At 65.5% G+C, this 16936-nt stretch carries 16 protein-coding genes; 14 read left to right on the top strand and 2 right to left on the bottom strand.

The window, feature by feature from the left end; all coding sequences use genetic code 11:
- The first annotated feature begins 1 nt into the window (after position 1).
- The 3 genes from WS45_RS04650 to WS45_RS04640 are packed head-to-tail and all read left to right on the top strand — an operon-like array spanning position 2 to position 2760.
- Positions 2 to 883: a peptidoglycan DD-metalloendopeptidase family protein gene (locus WS45_RS04650; protein WP_059693239.1), complete on the top strand. Its 882-nt coding sequence runs from the start codon at positions 2 to 4 to the stop codon at positions 881 to 883.
- A gap of 11 nt (positions 884 to 894) precedes the next feature.
- Complete coding sequence (rpoS, locus tag WS45_RS04645) at positions 895 to 1980, top strand: RNA polymerase sigma factor RpoS (protein ID WP_059529914.1); 1086 nt, start codon at positions 895 to 897, stop codon at positions 1978 to 1980.
- A gap of 3 nt (positions 1981 to 1983) precedes the next feature.
- Entirely contained in the window at positions 1984 to 2760 is a 777-nt protein-coding gene (locus WS45_RS04640; protein WP_059529916.1) for a 3'-5' exonuclease, read from the top strand.
- Between the two features lie 27 nt (positions 2761 to 2787).
- Here WS45_RS04640 and WS45_RS04635 read toward each other — a convergent pair whose 3' ends face one another.
- Positions 2788 to 3642 carry an endonuclease/exonuclease/phosphatase family protein gene (locus WS45_RS04635; RefSeq protein WP_059698485.1) on the bottom strand — a complete coding sequence of 285 codons (855 nt, stop codon included), beginning with the start codon at positions 3640 to 3642 and terminating at the stop codon, positions 2788 to 2790.
- A 209-nt stretch (positions 3643 to 3851) separates the two neighbouring features.
- Between WS45_RS04635 and rlmD the strand changes: the two genes are divergently transcribed.
- On the top strand, positions 3852 to 5249 hold the full coding sequence (rlmD, locus tag WS45_RS04630; RefSeq protein WP_082721843.1) for a 23S rRNA (uracil(1939)-C(5))-methyltransferase RlmD: 1398 nt from the start codon (positions 3852 to 3854) through the stop codon (positions 5247 to 5249).
- A gap of 67 nt (positions 5250 to 5316) precedes the next feature.
- Here the strand turns inward: rlmD and WS45_RS04625 are convergent, their stop codons facing one another.
- Positions 5317 to 6015, bottom strand: a complete 699-nt coding sequence (locus WS45_RS04625) for a Bax inhibitor-1/YccA family protein (protein WP_006761414.1) — start codon at positions 6013 to 6015, stop codon at positions 5317 to 5319.
- Between the two features lie 250 nt (positions 6016 to 6265).
- Here WS45_RS04625 and ndk point away from each other — a divergent pair, with 250 nt between their 5' ends.
- From ndk to hflX, 10 genes are all read left to right on the top strand, one after another.
- A complete protein-coding gene (gene ndk, locus WS45_RS04620) occupies positions 6266 to 6691 on the top strand; it encodes a nucleoside-diphosphate kinase (protein ID WP_006478674.1) in 426 nt (141 codons plus the stop codon).
- A 55-nt stretch (positions 6692 to 6746) separates the two neighbouring features.
- Complete coding sequence (rlmN, locus tag WS45_RS04615) at positions 6747 to 7886, top strand: 23S rRNA (adenine(2503)-C(2))-methyltransferase RlmN (protein WP_059698483.1); 1140 nt, start codon at positions 6747 to 6749, stop codon at positions 7884 to 7886.
- 136 nt (positions 7887 to 8022) lie between these two features.
- Complete coding sequence (locus WS45_RS04610) at positions 8023 to 9048, top strand: helix-turn-helix domain-containing protein (RefSeq protein WP_059698481.1); 1026 nt, start codon at positions 8023 to 8025, stop codon at positions 9046 to 9048.
- Positions 9049 to 9154: 106 nt separating this feature from the next.
- Entirely contained in the window at positions 9155 to 10459 is a 1305-nt protein-coding gene (gene ispG / locus WS45_RS04605) for a flavodoxin-dependent (E)-4-hydroxy-3-methylbut-2-enyl-diphosphate synthase (RefSeq protein WP_027787235.1), read from the top strand.
- Between the two features lie 21 nt (positions 10460 to 10480).
- A complete protein-coding gene (hisS, locus tag WS45_RS04600) occupies positions 10481 to 11821 on the top strand; it encodes a histidine--tRNA ligase (protein ID WP_059698479.1) in 1341 nt (446 codons plus the stop codon).
- A 55-nt stretch (positions 11822 to 11876) separates the two neighbouring features.
- On the top strand, positions 11877 to 12506 hold the full coding sequence (locus WS45_RS04595; protein ID WP_059529930.1) for a tetratricopeptide repeat protein: 630 nt from the start codon (positions 11877 to 11879) through the stop codon (positions 12504 to 12506).
- A 40-nt stretch (positions 12507 to 12546) separates the two neighbouring features.
- A complete protein-coding gene (gene bamB, locus WS45_RS04590) occupies positions 12547 to 13692 on the top strand; it encodes an outer membrane protein assembly factor BamB (RefSeq protein ID WP_059698477.1) in 1146 nt (381 codons plus the stop codon).
- Between the two features lie 247 nt (positions 13693 to 13939).
- The gene (gene der / locus WS45_RS04585; RefSeq protein ID WP_044848985.1) at positions 13940 to 15277 is read left to right on the top strand and encodes a ribosome biogenesis GTPase Der; all 1338 of its coding nucleotides are present in this window, start codon (positions 13940 to 13942) and stop codon (positions 15275 to 15277) included.
- Positions 15278 to 15418: 141 nt separating this feature from the next.
- Positions 15419 to 15658: an RNA chaperone Hfq gene (gene hfq, locus WS45_RS04580; protein WP_006399927.1), complete on the top strand. Its 240-nt coding sequence runs from the start codon at positions 15419 to 15421 to the stop codon at positions 15656 to 15658.
- A gap of 72 nt (positions 15659 to 15730) precedes the next feature.
- Positions 15731 to 16906: a GTPase HflX gene (gene hflX, locus WS45_RS04575; RefSeq protein ID WP_174908897.1), complete on the top strand. Its 1176-nt coding sequence runs from the start codon at positions 15731 to 15733 to the stop codon at positions 16904 to 16906.
- Positions 16907 to 16936: the final 30 nt, after the last annotated feature.

Raw genomic sequence — 16936 nt, 5'->3', positions numbered from 1 at the left:
GATGAGTATGTTGCGCGCGATGCAAAACAACCGAACCAGGGAACCGCTCACGTTCGCCCAGCGCGCGATCTGTGTGGCCGCGTTCTCCACGCTACTGGCCGCCTGTGCGACGCGGCTCGACAACGCGCCCGTCGTCGACCGCTCCGGAACGCTCGGCACGACCGCCGCCGCGCAGCCGGCGGTGCCGCTCGGCCCGCCGCCGCCCGGCTTCTACCGTGTGAAACCGGGCGATACGCTGTACCGGATCGCGCTCGAAAACGGGCAGAATTATCGCGACATCGCCACGTGGAACAACCTGGCGAACCCGAACCAGATCGAAGTCGACCAATTGCTGCGCGTCGCGCCGCCGGGCGGTGCCGCGGTTGCCGGCTCGCCGGCTGCCGCGCCGATCGCCGGCGCTGCCGTCGCGACCGCACCGCTCAGCAGCGGTCCCGCGACGTCGGCCGCGGGCTCGTCGTCCGCGAGCACGCCGCCGGCCGCCGCCGCATCGAGCGATACGGCCGCAGCGCCCAGCGGCCCCGTGACGTTTGCATGGCCCGTGCGCGGCCCGGTGCTGAACGGTTTCGACGACGCGAAGAACAAGGGCGTCAATATCGGCGGCACGTCCGGCGAGGCCGTGAAGGCGGCGGCCGACGGCCGCGTCGTCTACTCGGGCAACGGCCTGCGTGGTTACGGCAACCTCATTATCATCAAGCACGATGCAACTTACCTCACAGCGTATGCACACAATCGCGCTTTGATGGTAAAAGAGGGGGACGCGGTGACGAAGGGGCAAAAGATCGCCGAGATGGGTAACAGCGATGCCGACCGCGTGATGCTGCATTTCGAGGTTCGCCGGCAGGGTAAACCTGTCGATCCGCTGAAGTATTTGCCGCCTCAATAACCGAGACGACCATGCCGAAATCGAAGCGCCACGAGCCGCAAGCCGAGTCTGAGAAGATCAGTCGTGCCACGCAAGCATCGGCGGAGCGAGCTGGCGCTTCGACGGACGACGAAGACGACGTCGCGGAAAACGAACGTGATCTCGAGGCGCGCGACGCCGAAACGGACGGTGACGACGAGCGCGAAGGCCGTGCGGAAGCCGCGCCCGACGTCGACGATTTCCGCGCATTGCTGCAGGCCGAACTCACGGCCGACACGATCCAGCATTACCTGAATCGCATCAGCGTGAAGCCGCTCCTGACCGTCGAGGAGGAGCAGCGCTATTCGCGTCTCGCGAAGGCTGGCGAATTCGAGGCGCGGCAGGTGATGATCGAGCGCAACCTGCGTCTCGTCGTCAGCATCGCGAAGGGCTACCTGAACCGCGGCGTGCCGTTGCTCGACCTGATCGAGGAAGGCAACCTCGGCCTGATGCACGCGATCGAGAAATTCGACCCGACGCGCGGCTTTCGTTTCTCGACCTACGCGACGTGGTGGATCCGCCAGAGCATCGAACGGGCGATCATGAACCAAGCCCGCACCGTGCGCCTGCCCGTGCACGTGATCCGCGAACTGAACCAGGTGCTGCGTGCGAAGCGCCACCTCGAAAAGAATTCTATGTCGACGGGCGAGGCGGCCGAGCGCCGCGAAGCCAGCATCGACGACATCGCCTATCTCACCGGCAAGACCGCCGAGGAAGTCACCGACATCCTCGCGCTCAACGAGCACACCGCGTCGCTCGACGCGCCGCTCGATCTCGATCCCGCGAGCAGTCTGCTCGACCTGCTGCCCGACGACCAGAGCCAGTCGCCCGACGCCGAGGTGCAGCACCGCGAACTCGAGACGCTGACGCGCGCGTGGCTGTCGCGGCTGTCCGACAAGCATCGGCACGTGATCGAGCGCCGCTTCGGCCTGAACCACATCGAACCGGCCACGCTCGAGGAACTGGCCGACGAGATGGGGCTCACGCGCGAGCGCGTGCGGCAGATCCAGCAGGAAGCGCTGGTGCGCCTCAAGCGGTTCTTTGCCTCCAACGGCGTGCGCAAGGACGCCGTTCTGTAACCGATGACTCCGATTCTCGTTTTTGACATCGAGACCATTCCCGATGTCGACGGCATTCGCCGTCTGGAAGATCTGCCCGCGACCCTCGACGATGCCGCGGTGGCCGAACATGCGTTCGCCGCGCGCCGCGAGAAGACCGGCAGCGATTTCCTGCCGCATCACCTGCAGCGCATCGCGGCGATCTCCTGCGTGTTCCGCGACAACAACGGTTTTCGCGTGCGCTCGCTGGGCACGCCCCAGGACAACGAGGCGACGCTGGTCCAGTCGTTCTATCGCGTGATCGAGAAATACACGCCGCAGCTCGTGTCGTGGAACGGCGGCGGCTTCGATCTGCCGGTGCTCCACTACCGTGCGCTCGTGCACGGGATCCCCGCGACGCGCTACTGGGATCTGGGCGAGGACGACCGCGACTTCAAGTGGAACAACTACATCTCGCGCTATCACTCGCGACACACCGATCTGATGGACGTGCTCGCGATGTATCAGGCGCGCGCGAATGCGCCGCTCGACGCGCTTGCGAAGCTGTGCGGTTTTCCGGGCAAGCTCGGGATGGACGGCAGCCAGGTGTGGCCCGCGTTCCAGGACGGCCGGATCGAGGAAATCCGCAACTATTGCGAAACCGACGTCGTCAATACTTACCTGCTGTATTGCCGGTTCCAGCTGATGCGCGGCGGCCTGACGCCGAGCGAATACGCTGACGAGATCCTGCTCGTGAAGAACGCGCTGGCACAGGAGCCCGCGTCGCATTGGGCCGAATACCTCGCCGGTTTCGAGGTGTGATGCGGGCGGCTCGCGCCGCGGCAGCGATCAATCGAGTTCGAGCACGACAGGCTGGTGATCCGACGCGCGCAGGTCGCCGTCGATCTCGCAGCGCGTGACGCGTGGCAGCAGCGTATCGGTCACGAACACGAAATCGCATGCGAGCGGACCTTCCGACCATTGCGCCGTATCGTAGACGCCGGCAGTCGGCGGCGGCGTGCAGCCCGGGTGGCGGGCAATCCACGCATCGGCGAACGGCGGCGCGTCGGCGATCGGCGCCAGCATGCGCCGGTACGCATCGCTGTCGAACGCGCTGTTGAAATCGCCGCAGACGATCGCGTCGCGCGGCTGGCCGGTCGCGCTGAACGGCCCCGTCGCGTTTTCCGCCGGCGCGGGCCGGTCCGCGTGGGCGCAGGCCTCGCGATGCCGGTCACGCAACGCATCGACCTGCGCGAGTCGCTGGCGCGCCGAATAGAATTCGAGGTGCGTCGTGACGACCCGCAGCGGGCCCGACGGCGTCACCAGCTCGACGTCGAGCGCGACACGCGGCATTGACGGTGCGCCCGCGTCCGCCGGCCACGGCAGCAGGTGGCGCAGCACGCGCCGGACGGGTAGCCGGGACGCGATCGCATTACCGAACTGGCGGCGCGGCGCGCCGGGTTCGAGCGCCGGCAAGTCGGCGCCGATCGCGTCGACGATCGTATAGCCGGGCAGCAAAGCCGCCAGTTCGGCGAACTGGTCGGGGCCCGGCCGGCCGGGCAGGGCGCCGAAGCCGCGCGTCATTTCCTGCAGACACAACACGTCGAAGTCGCCGAGCCCGCGGGCGGCGGCGATGGTGCGGGGGAGGTCGACGACGCCGTCCGCGTCCCGACCCCATTGAACGTTCCAGTCGATCAGTCGCATGGTCGAGTCTCCTGAGTTTTCCGCGAGCAGAACCTGTGCCGCCCATGGCCTGGCGCGGGACGCGGCGCATGCGGGCCGGCGGCAGGCCGTTCCTGCATGACGCCGCGCGGTAGACGCATCCATCTGGACGCTTGCGCCACGAAAGCGGGCGATGCGGGCTTTCGTCGTCTACAATCTCGCCTTCTTCAACGTTTTGTCAGGAAAAGCTGGTGTCCGAAGCCGTCCCCACTTCTGCGCGCAAATCGAAAAATGCGCCCGTCGCGCCCGGGCCTGCCCCGGTTCTCGAGATCGAATCGCTCGACATGGAAGCGCGCGGTGTCGGCCGCACGACGACCGAGGACGGCTCGCCGGGCAAGGTCATCTTCGTCGAGGGCGCGCTGCCCGGCGAGCGCGTGACCTATTCGAGCTATCGTCGCAAGCCGAGCTATGAGCAGGCGACCGTTGTCGATATTCTGCGCCCGAGCGTGCTGCGCACGCAGCCGAAGTGCAAATTCTTCGGCACCTGCGGCGGCTGCTCGATGCAGCACCTCGACATGCGTGCGCAGGTGGCGATCAAGCAGCGCGTGCTCGAGGACAACCTGTGGCACCTGTCGAAGCTGCGCGCCGAGACGGTGTTCGCGCCGATCCACGGCCCGTCGTGGGGCTACCGCTACCGTGCGCGCCTGACCGTGCGCAACGTCGCGAAGAAGGGCGGCGTGCTGGTTGGATTCCATGAAAAGAAGAGCAGCTATGTCGCCGACATGACGAGCTGCGAAGTGCTGCCGCCGCACGTGTCGGCGATGCTCGTGCCGCTGCGTCGGCTGGTGGAGGGGCTGTCGATCCGTGACCGGATGCCGCAGATCGAGCTCGCGGTCGGTTCGCAAGTCACGGCGCTGGTGCTGCGCGTGCTGGAGCCGATCAATGCGGACGACGAAGCGCTGCTGCGCGCGTTCGCGGACGAGCACAAGGTGCAATTCTGGCTTCAGCCGAAGGGCCCGGACACGGTCACGCCGTTCTATCCGCTCGACGTGCCGCTCGACTACACGCTGCCGGAGTTCGGCATCCGCATGCCGTTCAAGCCGACCGACTTCACGCAGGTCAACCATCAGATCAATCGCGTGCTGGTGGGCCGCGCACTGCGCCTGCTCGCGCCGTCGCGCGACGATCGCGTGCTCGACCTGTTCTGCGGGATCGGCAACTTCACGCTGCCGCTCGCGCGGCTGTCGCGCGAGGTGATGGGCATCGAAGGCAGCGAGACGCTGACGACGCGCGCGCTGGCGAATGCGCGCGAGAACGGTGTCGACGGGCACACGACGTTCGCGTGCCGGAACCTGTTCGAGGTCACGGGCGACGACCTTCGTGCGCTCGGCGCGTTCGACAAGTTCCTGATCGATCCGCCGCGCGAAGGCGCGCTCGCGGTGTCGAAGGCGCTGGCCGAAATCGCGCAGAGCGGCGAAGGCCCGCTGCCGAAGCGCATCGTCTACGTATCGTGCAACCCGTCGACGCTCGCGCGCGACGCGGGCCTGCTCGTGCACGAGGCCGGCTATCGGCTGAAGGGTGCCGGGGTCGTGAACATGTTCCCGAATACGTCGCACGTCGAATCGATCGCGCTGTTCGAGCGCGATTGAGCGGACGGGCGGCGGACGTAAAAAAACCGGCCCTCGAGGCCGGTTTTTTCATGGTGTGCAGCGACCGTCAGTTGCGGTTGCCGCCGAAGATGCCCAGCAGCGCGAGCAGGTTCGTGAACACGTTGTACAGATCGAGGTAGATCGCAAGCGTAGCCGAGATGTAGTTCGTCTCGCCGCCGTTCACGACGCGCTGGACGTCGAACAGCATGTAGGCCGAGAAGATCGCGATCGCGAGCACGGACACGGTGAGCATCAGCGCCGGCAGTTGCAGGAAGATGTTCGCGACCGAGGCAAGCAGGATCACGATCACGCCCATGAACAGCCACTTGCCGAGCCCCGAGAAGTCACGCTTACTGACCGTGGCGATCGTCGCCATCGCGGCGAAGATGATGCCGGTGCCGCCGAACGCGAGCATGATCAGCGACGGGCCGTTCGAGAAGCCGAGAATGAAGCTCAGCAGGCGCGACAGCATCAGGCCCATGAAGAACGTGAAGCCGAGCAGCACGAACACGCCGGCCGCGCTGTTTTTCGTCCGCTCGATCGCGAACATGAAGCCGAACGCGATCGCGAAGAACGCAAGCAGGCTCATCATCGGGCTCGTGGCCGCGAACAGCGAGAAGCCCGTCGCGACGCCGACCCATGCGCCCAGCACCGTCGGCACCATCGACAGCGCGAGCAGCCAGTACGTGTTCCGCAGCACGCGATTGCGAACCTCCGCGGTGCTGACGGAGCCGCCGCGGCCGAAATTGTACGGATAGTCGTTCATGGTTTCTCCTAACATTGAACGCGTGGGCGTCCCGGGGCCGGTTCGGCACACGCGGTGTGCGGCGCAGCAAACCGGAGCAGCTATGGCTAAGATACGTTCCGCGCCGCGAGGTTTCAATGGCCGGCGGCGCAAAAACATATGGATTCTGAACCTTTCACTCGTGTAAGGGTTCAATCGCAATGATACACGGGATCGTGCTACAATAGCGGATTCATTTGAACCTGTAACTTCTTAATTCCTTGGAGTTTTTATGGCAATCGAGCGCACCCTGTCGATCATCAAGCCGGATGCGGTGGCAAAGAACGTGATCGGCCAGATCTACAGCCGTTTCGAAGGCGCCGGCCTGAAGATCGTCGCATCGCGCATGGCACACCTGTCGCGTGCGGACGCAGAGAAGTTCTACGCAGTTCACGCAGCACGTCCGTTCTTCAAGGATCTCGTCGATTTCATGATCTCGGGCCCGGTGATGATCCAGGTTCTGGAAGGTGAAGGCGCGATCCTGAAGAACCGCGACCTGATGGGCGCGACGGATCCGAAGAAGGCGGAAAAGGGCACGATCCGCGCCGACTTCGCCGACAGCATCGACGCGAACGCCGTGCACGGCTCGGACGCTGCCGAAACGGCCGCGGTCGAAATCGCGTTCTTCTTCCCGGAAATGAACGTCTACTCGCGCTAAGCCCTGGCTGGCAACAAGTAGGCAGGATTCAGCGCACGCGGCAAGGCAGCACATCATGACGAGCGAAACTTCCGTCAATCTTCTCGACTTCGATGCCGAGGGTCTTGTCGCGTACTGCGGCAGCCTCGGCGAGAAGCCGTTCCGCGCCAAGCAGTTGCAGCGCTGGATCCATCAGTACAACGCCGGCGATTTCGACGGCATGACCGACCTTGCGAAGTCCCTGAGAGAAAAGCTCAAGGGCCGCGCGTCGATCGTGATGCCCGATATCGTCAGCGATCACGTTTCCACCGACGGCACGCGCAAGTGGCTGATCGACGTCGGAAACGGCAATGCGGTCGAAACCGTTTTCATCCCGGAAGAGACGCGCGGCACGCTGTGCGTGTCGTCGCAGGCCGGGTGTGCGGTCAACTGCCGCTTCTGCTCGACGGGCAAGCAGGGTTTCTCCCGCAATCTGTCGACAGCCGAAATCATCGGCCAGCTCCGGATGGCCGAATTTGCATTGCGTGCGTCGCTTGGCCGTGCGCCCGGTCCGAACGGCAAGGCCGAACGGGTCGTCACCAACGTGGTGATGATGGGCATGGGCGAGCCGCTGCTGAACTACAGCGCGGTCGTGCCCGCGATGCGGCTGATGCTCGACGACAACGCCTACGGCCTGTCGCGCCGCCGCGTCACGTTGTCGACGTCCGGCGTGGTGCCGATGATGGACCGCCTCGGCGCCGAACTGCCGGTCGCGCTCGCTGTTTCGCTGCACGCGCCGAACGACGCGCTGCGCGACGAGCTGGTGCCGCTCAACAAGAAGCATCCGCTTCGCGAGCTGATGGCCGCGTGCCAGCGTTATCTGAAAGTTGCGCCACGCGACTTCATTACTTTCGAATACTGCATGCTCGACGGCGTCAACGACACCGAAGCGCATGCGCGCGAACTGCTGGCCGTCACGCGCGACGTGCCCTGCAAGTTCAATCTGATCCCGTTCAATCCGTTTCCGGAATCGGGCCTCATCCGCTCGAAGACGGAGCAGATCAAGCGTTTCGCACAGGTCCTCATCGACGCGGGTGTCGTCACGACCGTGCGCAAGACGCGCGGCGACGACATTGACGCCGCGTGCGGCCAGCTGGCCGGCGCCGTGAAGGATCGCACGCGACTGGCGGAGCGAACGGGCGCAGCAGCAAAAATCATCGAAGTTCGGGCGGTTTGACGGGGATGCCCGAACCTTTTGGCGGTACAACACGCGAATAGCGATCGGTCGCGGCGCCTCGGCGCTGCGCATGATATGGACGGTTGCGGGGGCCGGCGGCGCCCGCCAGTGAAGAAGAATCGACGCGAGGACAAGGATGAGTGAGCCGCAGCCGACAAACGGCGCAGAGACGAATGCCGCGAAGCCGGCGCAGGCAGGGCTTGAAACGCTGGCAGCCGTCGGCAGCCGGCTGGCGCAGCTCCGGGAAGCCAAGGGTTGGACGGTCGACGACGTGTCGGCGCGGCTCAAGGTCGCCCCGCAGAAGCTGCGTGCGCTCGAGGCAGGCGACATCAGCCATTTGCCCGGCGTGACGTTCGCGCTCGGCGTCGTGCGCAGCTACGCGAAAATGCTTGGCGTCGACCCCGAGCCGTTTGCACAGGCATTGCGCCGCGAGCGGGGCGTGCCGGAGGTCGATCTGTCGATGCCTGCGTCGTCGGGGACGGATCTGCCGCGTGGGCGCGTGTCGATTCCGCTCGGCGGCTCGTCGCGCCATCATCCGTGGCTGTGGGGAACGGCGATCGTTGTCGTCGCGGTGATCGCGGTGCTCATGTGGCACACTGGCGGCGATTCGTCGAGCTGGCTCGCGCGCTTCAAGGGCGGCGGCGACACCGAACATGCGTCGGCGGCGAGCGCGCCGGCGGCGTCTTCCGCCGAAGAGGCGGGCGCGGGCGGCGCGTCGACGGCAGTCGGCAACGACGTCCCGGCGCAGGTTGCAGCATCCGCCGCGGCACCGCAGGTCGTTGCGTCGGCTGCTCCGGTTGCTTCAGCCCCGGCCCCGACGGCCGTCGCGCCTGCGTCGCAACCGATCGTCGCGACGGCAGCGGCGAGCAGCGCGGCCGTGCCGGCGCAGCCCGCGAGCGTCGTGGTGGCGGCAGGCCAGTCGATGGTCGAACTGAAGGTCAAGCAGGATTGCTGGTTCAGCGTGCGCGACAAGAGCGGCAAGGAGCTGTTCTCGGCGCTGGTGCGGGCCGGCGAGACGAAGCAGGTCGCCGGCGACGGGCCGTTCAAGGTGACGATCGGCAACAAGGCAGGTCTTGATACGGTCGCGTTCGACGGAAAACCTGTCGATCCGGCGAAATATTCGGCAGCGCGGGGTAACGTGGCGCGGTTCACGCTGCCCTGACGTCAAGCGCCGTGACGCAGGTCTGTCCTGGACAGGCCGCGAGGGCACGGCGCTTTTTCAATTCATGCGCCGCCTCGCGGCGCATTCCGCGTAAATGGATCTATCGATGCAATCCGAAGCTCAATCCCCACGCAGCAGTCAGATTTGTTCAACCGAGCCGGTGTTCGGCGGGCATCAGCCGCGTCGCGTGTCGCATGCGGTGGATGTTCGTTGGGGCGGGCAGCTCGTGACGATCGGCGGCGATGCGCCGGTGCGCGTGCAGTCGATGACGAATACGGACACGGCCGATGCGATCGGCACGGCGATCCAGATCAAGGAGCTCGCGAACGCGGGCTCCGAACTGGTGCGTATCACGGTCAATACGCCGGAGGCCGCGGCCGCCGTGCCGGCGATCCGCGAGCAGCTCGACCGGATGGGTGTGACCGTCCCGCTCGTCGGAGATTTTCACTACAACGGCCACCTGCTGCTGCGCGACTACCCGGGCTGCGCGGAGTCGTTGTCGAAGTACCGGATCAACCCGGGTAACGTCGGCCAGGGCGCGAAGCGCGACACGCAGTTCGCGCAGATGATCGAAGCCGCGGCGAAGTACGACAAGCCGGTGCGGATCGGCGTGAACTGGGGCAGCCTCGACCAGGATCTGCTCGCGCGCATGATGGACGAGAACGGCGCGCGTTCGCAGCCGTGGGATGCGCAGAGCGTGATGTACGAAGCGCTGATCCAATCGGCGATCGGCTCGGCCGAGCGCGCGGTCGAACTGGGGCTCGGCCGCGACCGCATCGTGCTGTCGTGCAAGGTCAGCGGCGTGCAGGACCTGATCGCCGTGTACCGTGAGCTCGGCCGCCGCTGCGGCTTCGCGCTGCACCTCGGTCTGACCGAGGCCGGCATGGGCTCGAAGGGCATCGTCGCTTCGACGGCCGCGCTCGGCGTGCTGCTGCAGGAAGGGATCGGCGACACGATCCGCATTTCGCTGACGCCGGAGCCGGGCGCGTCGCGCACGGGCGAAGTGATCGTCGGCCAGGAAATCCTGCAGACGATGGGCTTGCGCTCGTTCGCGCCGATGGTGATCGCGTGCCCGGGCTGCGGCCGCACGACGAGCACGCTGTTCCAGGAACTCGCGATGCAGATCCAGACCTATCTGCGCGAGCAGATGCCGGTCTGGCGCAAGGAATATCCGGGTGTCGAAAAGATGAACGTCGCGGTGATGGGCTGCATCGTCAACGGCCCGGGCGAGTCGAAGCACGCGAACATCGGCATCAGCCTGCCGGGTTCGGGCGAAAACCCGGCCGCGCCCGTCTTCATCGACGGCGAGAAGGTCAAGACGCTGCGCGGTGAGCGGATCGCCGAGGAATTCCAGCAGATCGTCAGCGACTACGTCGCACGCAATTACGGCCGCACCGAGGCCCTGAACTAAATTCGTCCACACACACGAACGATGACTGAACAGAAACGCAAGATCGAGAAGCTCACCGGCGTCAAGGGCATGAACGACATCCTCCCGCAGGATGCCGGCCTCTGGGAGTTCTTCGAAGCTACCGTGAAATCGCTGCTGCGCGCGTACGGCTATCAGAACATCCGCACGCCGATCGTCGAACATACGCAGCTCTTCACGCGCGGCATCGGCGAAGTCACGGACATCGTCGAGAAGGAGATGTACAGCTTCACCGACGCGCTGAACGGCGAGAACCTGACGATGCGCCCGGAAAACACCGCGGCCGTCGTGCGTGCATCGATCGAGCACAACATGCTGTATGACGGCCCGAAGCGCCTGTGGTACATCGGCCCGATGTTCCGTCACGAGCGTCCGCAGCGCGGCCGCTACCGCCAGTTCCACCAGGTCGGCGTCGAGGCGCTCGGCTTCGCGGGCCCGGATGCGGATGCCGAGATCATCATGATGTGCCAGCGCCTGTGGGACGACCTCGGCCTGACCGGCATCAAGCTCGAGATCAATTCGCTCGGCCTCGCCGAAGAGCGTGCCGCGCACCGCGTCGAACTGATCAAGTATCTCGAGCAGTTCGCCGATGTCCTGGACGAGGACGCCAAGCGTCGCCTGTATACGAACCCGCTGCGCGTGCTCGATACGAAGAACCCCGCGCTGCAGGAAATCGCGCAGAACGCGCCGAAGCTGATCGACTTCCTGGGCGACGCGTCGCGTGCCCACTTCGAAGGGCTGCAGCGCCTGCTGCTGGCGAACAACATCCCGTTCAAGATCAACCCGCGTCTCGTGCGCGGCCTCGACTACTACAATCTGACCGTGTTCGAGTGGGTGACCGACAAGCTCGGCGCGCAGGGCACGGTCGCGGCCGGCGGCCGCTACGATCCGCTGATCGAGCAGCTCGGCGGCAAGCCGACCGCCGCGTGCGGCTGGGCGATGGGCATCGAGCGCATTCTCGAACTGCTGAAGGAAGAAGATCTCGCGCCCGAGCAGGAAGGTGTCGACGTGTACGTGGTGCACCAGGGCGAGACCGCGCGCGAACAGGCGTTCATCGCGGCCGAGCGTCTGCGCGATACGGGCCTCGACGTGATTTTCCACTGCAGCGCCGATGGCGGCCCGGCAAGCTTCAAGTCGCAGATGAAGCGGGCCGATGCGAGCGGTGCCGCGTTCGCGGTGATCTTCGGCGAAGAAGAGGTCGCGAACGGCACGGTCGGCGTGAAAGCGTTGCGCGGTGCGGGCGAGGATGGGGAAAAGAACGTTCAGCAGACCGTACCGGTCGAAAGCTTGACCGAATTCCTAATCAATGCGATGGTTGCATCCGCCGAAGACGGCGACGACTGATCGCGCTGGCATTCGCTCGACAAGAAAAGCCTGAAAAGGAAGGAATCGCTCGCCGATGAGTTATCACGACGAACAAGAATCGATTGAAAGTCTCAAGGCGTGGTGGGCCCGCTGGGGCAACCTCACCACGTGGATCGTGCTCGCGGCGCTGGTCGTCGCGGCCGGTTTCAACGGCTGGAATTACTGGCAGCGCCGTCAGGCCGCCGAGGCTTCCGGGTTGTACGAGCAGGTGCAGAAGGCCGCCGCCGCGAATGACAAGGCGACGATGGCCCGCGCGGCCGCCGACATGGAAAGCAAGTTCGGCAGCACGCCGTATGCGCAGATGACCGCACTGTCGGCGGCGAAGACGTTGTACGCGGCCGGCGACGCCGCCGGCGCGAAGGCGCAGCTGCAATGGGCCGTCGATCACGCCAAGGACGACGAGTACAAGCAGATCGCGAAACTGCGTCTCGCATCGCTGCTGCTCGACGAGAAGGCGTACGATGCGGGCCTCGCGCTGCTGTCCGGCACGCCGGTCGATGCATTCAAGGGCCTCGTGGCCGATCGCCGTGGCGATCTGCTTGCGGCGCAAGGCAAGACCGACGATGCGCGCGCCGCGTACAAGCTCGCGCTCGCCGGCCTGTCGCAGGACGACCAGTCCGCGCGTCAGCTCGTGCAGTTCAAGCTCGATGCGCTCGGCGGCTGATCCCGGCCCCCTCAACCTCTTAACTCTGCTTCGCTAACCGATGAATTTGCTGAAACGTTACGCTGTGCCCGTAGCCTGCGCGGCGGCTGTCCTGGCATTGGCGGCCTGCTCGTCGTCGAAGGACGCGCGCCGCGTGCCGACGCCGCTCACCGAGTTCAAGCCCGTCATGGACGTGCAACAGGTCTGGAAGGCGAGCGTCGGCAAGGGCGGGCGCTATCTGTTCTCGCCGGTGGCCGTTGGCGACGCCGTCTACGCGGCGGGCGAGAACGGTTCGGTCGAGAAGATCGACGCGAAGACGGGCCAGACGCTGTGGCGCGCGAAGGTCGGTTCGGACCTGTCGGCCGGGGTCGGCAGCGACGGCAACCTGACCGCGGTCGGCGCGTTGAAGGGCGGCGTGTTCGTGCTGGGCCCCGACGGCAAGCAGCTGTGGAAGACGAGCGTGCAGGGCGAGATCTTCTCGCCGCCGCTGGTCGGCAACGGACTCGTGATCGTGCGCACGATCGACGGCCAGGTGATCGCGTTCAATGCGCAGACGGGCGAGCAGAAGTGGAACTACCGCAACCGCGCGGTGCCGCTGAACCTGCGCGTGTCGGCCGGCATGACCTTCGCGGGCGATGCGGCTGTGCTGGCGGGCTTCCCCGGCGGCGGTCTCGTCGCGATCAACCTGCAGACGGGCGAGCCGTTCTGGCAGACGCCCGTGTCGTTCCCGAAGGGCGTGACCGAAGTGGAGCGCATCAACGACGTCAGCGGTCCGCCGACGCTCGTGGGTGCCGAAGCGTGCGCGGTCACGTTCCAGGGCCAGCTCGGCTGCTTCGACGCGAACTCGGGCCGTCCGCTGTGGGAAAAGGCGTTCTCGAGCCGCAGCGGTCTCGCGCAGGATGATTCGGTCGTCGCCGGCGGCGACGACTGGTCGGTCGTGACGGCCTACGACGCGGCGAGCGGCAACCAGCTCTGGCGTAACGACAAGCTGAAGAGCCGCGACGTCGGCGTGCCCTACCTGCTCGGCCATGCGGTCGTGATGGGCGACTACCAGGGCTTCGTGCACTTCCTGTCGCGCGAGGACGGCAGCTTCATCGCCCGAATGAAGACCGACGGCAGCGCGATCACCGCGGCGCCGGTCCTGGCGGGCAATACGCTCGTCGTGCAGACGAAGGACGGTGGTCTGTACGGGTTCCGTCCGCGCTGACGCGCACGTAACAGGCGCGAACGCGGCGCGGCGGGCTCGTTCCGCGCGCCGCGGTCGCGCGACATGAAGGCGGCCGGTGTCCCCGGCCGCTCGGTATTTGAAAGGCAGTTCGAAACGAAAGACGACGGCGCGCAACGCGCGCCCGGCGCGCGCATCCGGCGCGGCGCGAATTCGTGATATTTTCATTCAGCGCAGCCGCCCGCAGCAGCGGGCCTCCCGCTGCTGCGCATCACCGTAGAAAACACAGATGAAACCGGTCATTGCCCTCGTTGGGCGCCCCAATGTGGGGAAATCCACGCTGTTCAACCGGCTCACGCGTTCGCGCGATGCGCTGGTCGCCGACTTGCCGGGCCTGACGCGCGATCGCCATTATGGCGAAGGGCGGGTCGGCGCACGGCCGTATCTGGTCGTCGATACCGGCGGCTTCGAGCCCGTCGCGAAGGACGGCATCCTGCACGAGATGGCACGTCAGACGCGCCAGGCCGTCGAGGAAGCCGACGTCGTCGTGTTCATCGTCGACGGCCGTAACGGCCTCGCGCCGCAGGACAAGTCGATCGCCGACTACCTGCGCAAGACTGGCCGGCCGATCTTCCTGGTCGTCAACAAGGCCGAGGGGATGAAGTACACGGCGGTCGCGACGGACTTCTACGAGCTCGGGCTCGGCGATCCGCGCGCGATCTCGGCCGCGCACGGCGACGGCGTGACCGACATGATCAACGAGGCGCTGGAAGTCGCATACGCGGGCCAGCCCGAGGAAGCGGACGAGGACGATCCGTCGCGCGGCATCAAGATCGCGATCGTCGGCCGGCCGAACGTCGGCAAGTCGACGCTCGTGAACGCGCTGATCGGCGAGGACCGCGTGATCGCGTTCGACATGCCAGGCACGACGCGCGATTCGATCTACGTCGACTTCGAGCGCAACGGCAAGAAATATACGTTGATCGACACCGCAGGCCTGCGCCGCCGCGGCAAGGTGTTCGAGGCGATCGAGAAATTCTCGGTCGTGAAGACGCTGCAGTCGATCTCGGACGCGAACGTCGTCATTCTTCTGCTGGATGCGCAGCAGGACATTTCCGACCAGGACGCGCACATCGCCGGCTTCGTCGTCGAACAGGGCCGCGCGCTCGTGATCGGCGTCAACAAGTGGGACGGTCTCGACGATCACGCACGCGATCGCGCGAAAGCGGATTTGACCCGCAAGCTGAAATTCCTCGACTTCGCGAAATCGCACTACATTTCGGCCGCGAAGAAGACCGGCATCGGCGCGCTGATGCGCTCGGTCGACGACGCGTACGCGGCGGCGATGGCGAAACTGCCGACGCCGAAGCTCACACGCGCGCTGATCGAGGCGGTCGAGTTCCAGCAGCCGCGGCGTCGCGGTCCGGTGCGTCCGAAGCTGCGCTACGCGCACCAGGGCGGCCAGAATCCGCCGCTGATCGTCATCCACGGCAACGCGCTCGACGCCGTGACGGAAACCTACAAGCGTTACCTCGAAAACCGATTCCGCGAAACTTTCTCACTGACCGGGACTCCATTGCGCATAGAGTTCCGTTCGTCGAACAACCCGTACGCGGACAAGGGCTGAAGCATGTCCTGGAAGGGATAGGCCGCATGGCCTACGCCCGGGCGGGGCATGCAAAATCGGCTATAGTGTAGCGATTGGCGCCGGATCTCTTTTTCTTCGTCGCCAATCCAGATCAACCTGCAAAAAAAGATGGAGTACGCCATGAGCAACAAAGGGCAATTGTTACAAGACCCGTTTTTGAACGCACTGCGCAAAGAGCACGTTCCCGTTTCGATCTATCTCGTCAACGGCATCAAGCTGCAAGGGAACATTGAATCGTTCGACCAGTACGTCGTGTTGCTCCGTAATACGGTGACCCAGATGGTCTACAAGCACGCCATCTCGACGGTCGTGCCGGCGCGCCCGGTGAATTTCCACCCGGACGCGGAAGCCTCGTCCTAACCCATCGCAGCGGCCGGCGTCCGGTCGCCGCGAGCGACCGATGCCAGCCGCCTTATCTTGACACCCGATAATTTGATCAACGCAGCGCTCGTCGGTATCGACTTCGGCAAGACCGATTTCGAAGCCAGTCTCGAAGAACTCAGTCTTCTCGCCTCCAGTGCGGGGGCCCGTCCCGCCGTCACCCTCACGGGTCGTCGCGCCAGTCCCGATGCCAAGATGTTCATCGGCAGCGGCAAAGCCGAAGAATTGCGGCTTGCCTGCGACGCGCACAACGTCGAAATCGTCATCTTCAACCACGCACTGGCACCGGCCCAGCAACGCAATCTGGAGCAGGCGCTTAACAGGCGGGTGGTCGATCGCACGAGCCTCATCCTCGATATCTTCGCGCAGCGTGCCCGCAGCCACGAAGGCAAGCTGCAGGTCGAGCTCGCGCAGCTGCAATACCTGTCGACCCGCCTGATTCGCGCGTGGACCCACCTGGAGCGGCAAAAGGGCGGTATCGGCCTGCGCGGCCCCGGGGAAACCCAGCTCGAAACCGACCGCCGGTTGATCGGCGAGCGCATCAAGATGCTGAAGTCGCGGCTCGACCGGCTGCGCAGGCAGCACAGCACGCAGCGTCGTCAGCGCGCGCGCAGCGGCACGATGTCGGTGTCGCTCGTCGGCTATACGAACGCGGGCAAGTCGACGCTGTTCAATGCGCTGACGAAAGCGCAGGCCTATGCGGCCGACCAGCTGTTCGCCACCCTCGATACGACGTCGCGGCGCGTGTATCTCGGCGACGAGGCAGGTCAAATTGTCGTATCCGATACGGTCGGGTTCATTCGCGAACTGCCTCACCAATTGGTTGCCGCGTTTCGCGCGACCCTCGAGGAAACGATTCATGCGGATCTGCTGCTGCACGTCGTCGACGCGTCGAGCGCGGTGCGGCTCGAACAGATCGAGCAGGTGAACGGCGTGCTGCACGAGATCGGTGCGGACACGATCCGGCAGGTGCTGGTGTTCAACAAGATCGACGCCGTGCCTGAGCTGGCGGCCCGCGGCGACGCGGTCGAGCGGGACGAGTATGGTAATATTTCGCGCGTCTTTTTGAGCGCACGCACCGGTCAGGGTCTTGATGCGTTGCGTGCCGCCATCGCCGAGATCGCCTCCGCGGAACACCTTTCCGGCGCGACGTTACCCAACGGCGCGCTCGACGGCGCACCCGCTGAACCACACGAAGACCACACGATTTCCGAACACGGGCGCTAACCGGTCCCGGCCGGTTCGCCGGCGTCTAAT

This window comes from Burkholderia sp. RF2-non_BP3, assembly GCF_001522185.1.
GTDB lineage: Bacteria > Pseudomonadota > Gammaproteobacteria > Burkholderiales > Burkholderiaceae > Burkholderia > Burkholderia diffusa.
This window is presented reverse-complemented; position numbering and strand designations above follow the sequence as displayed.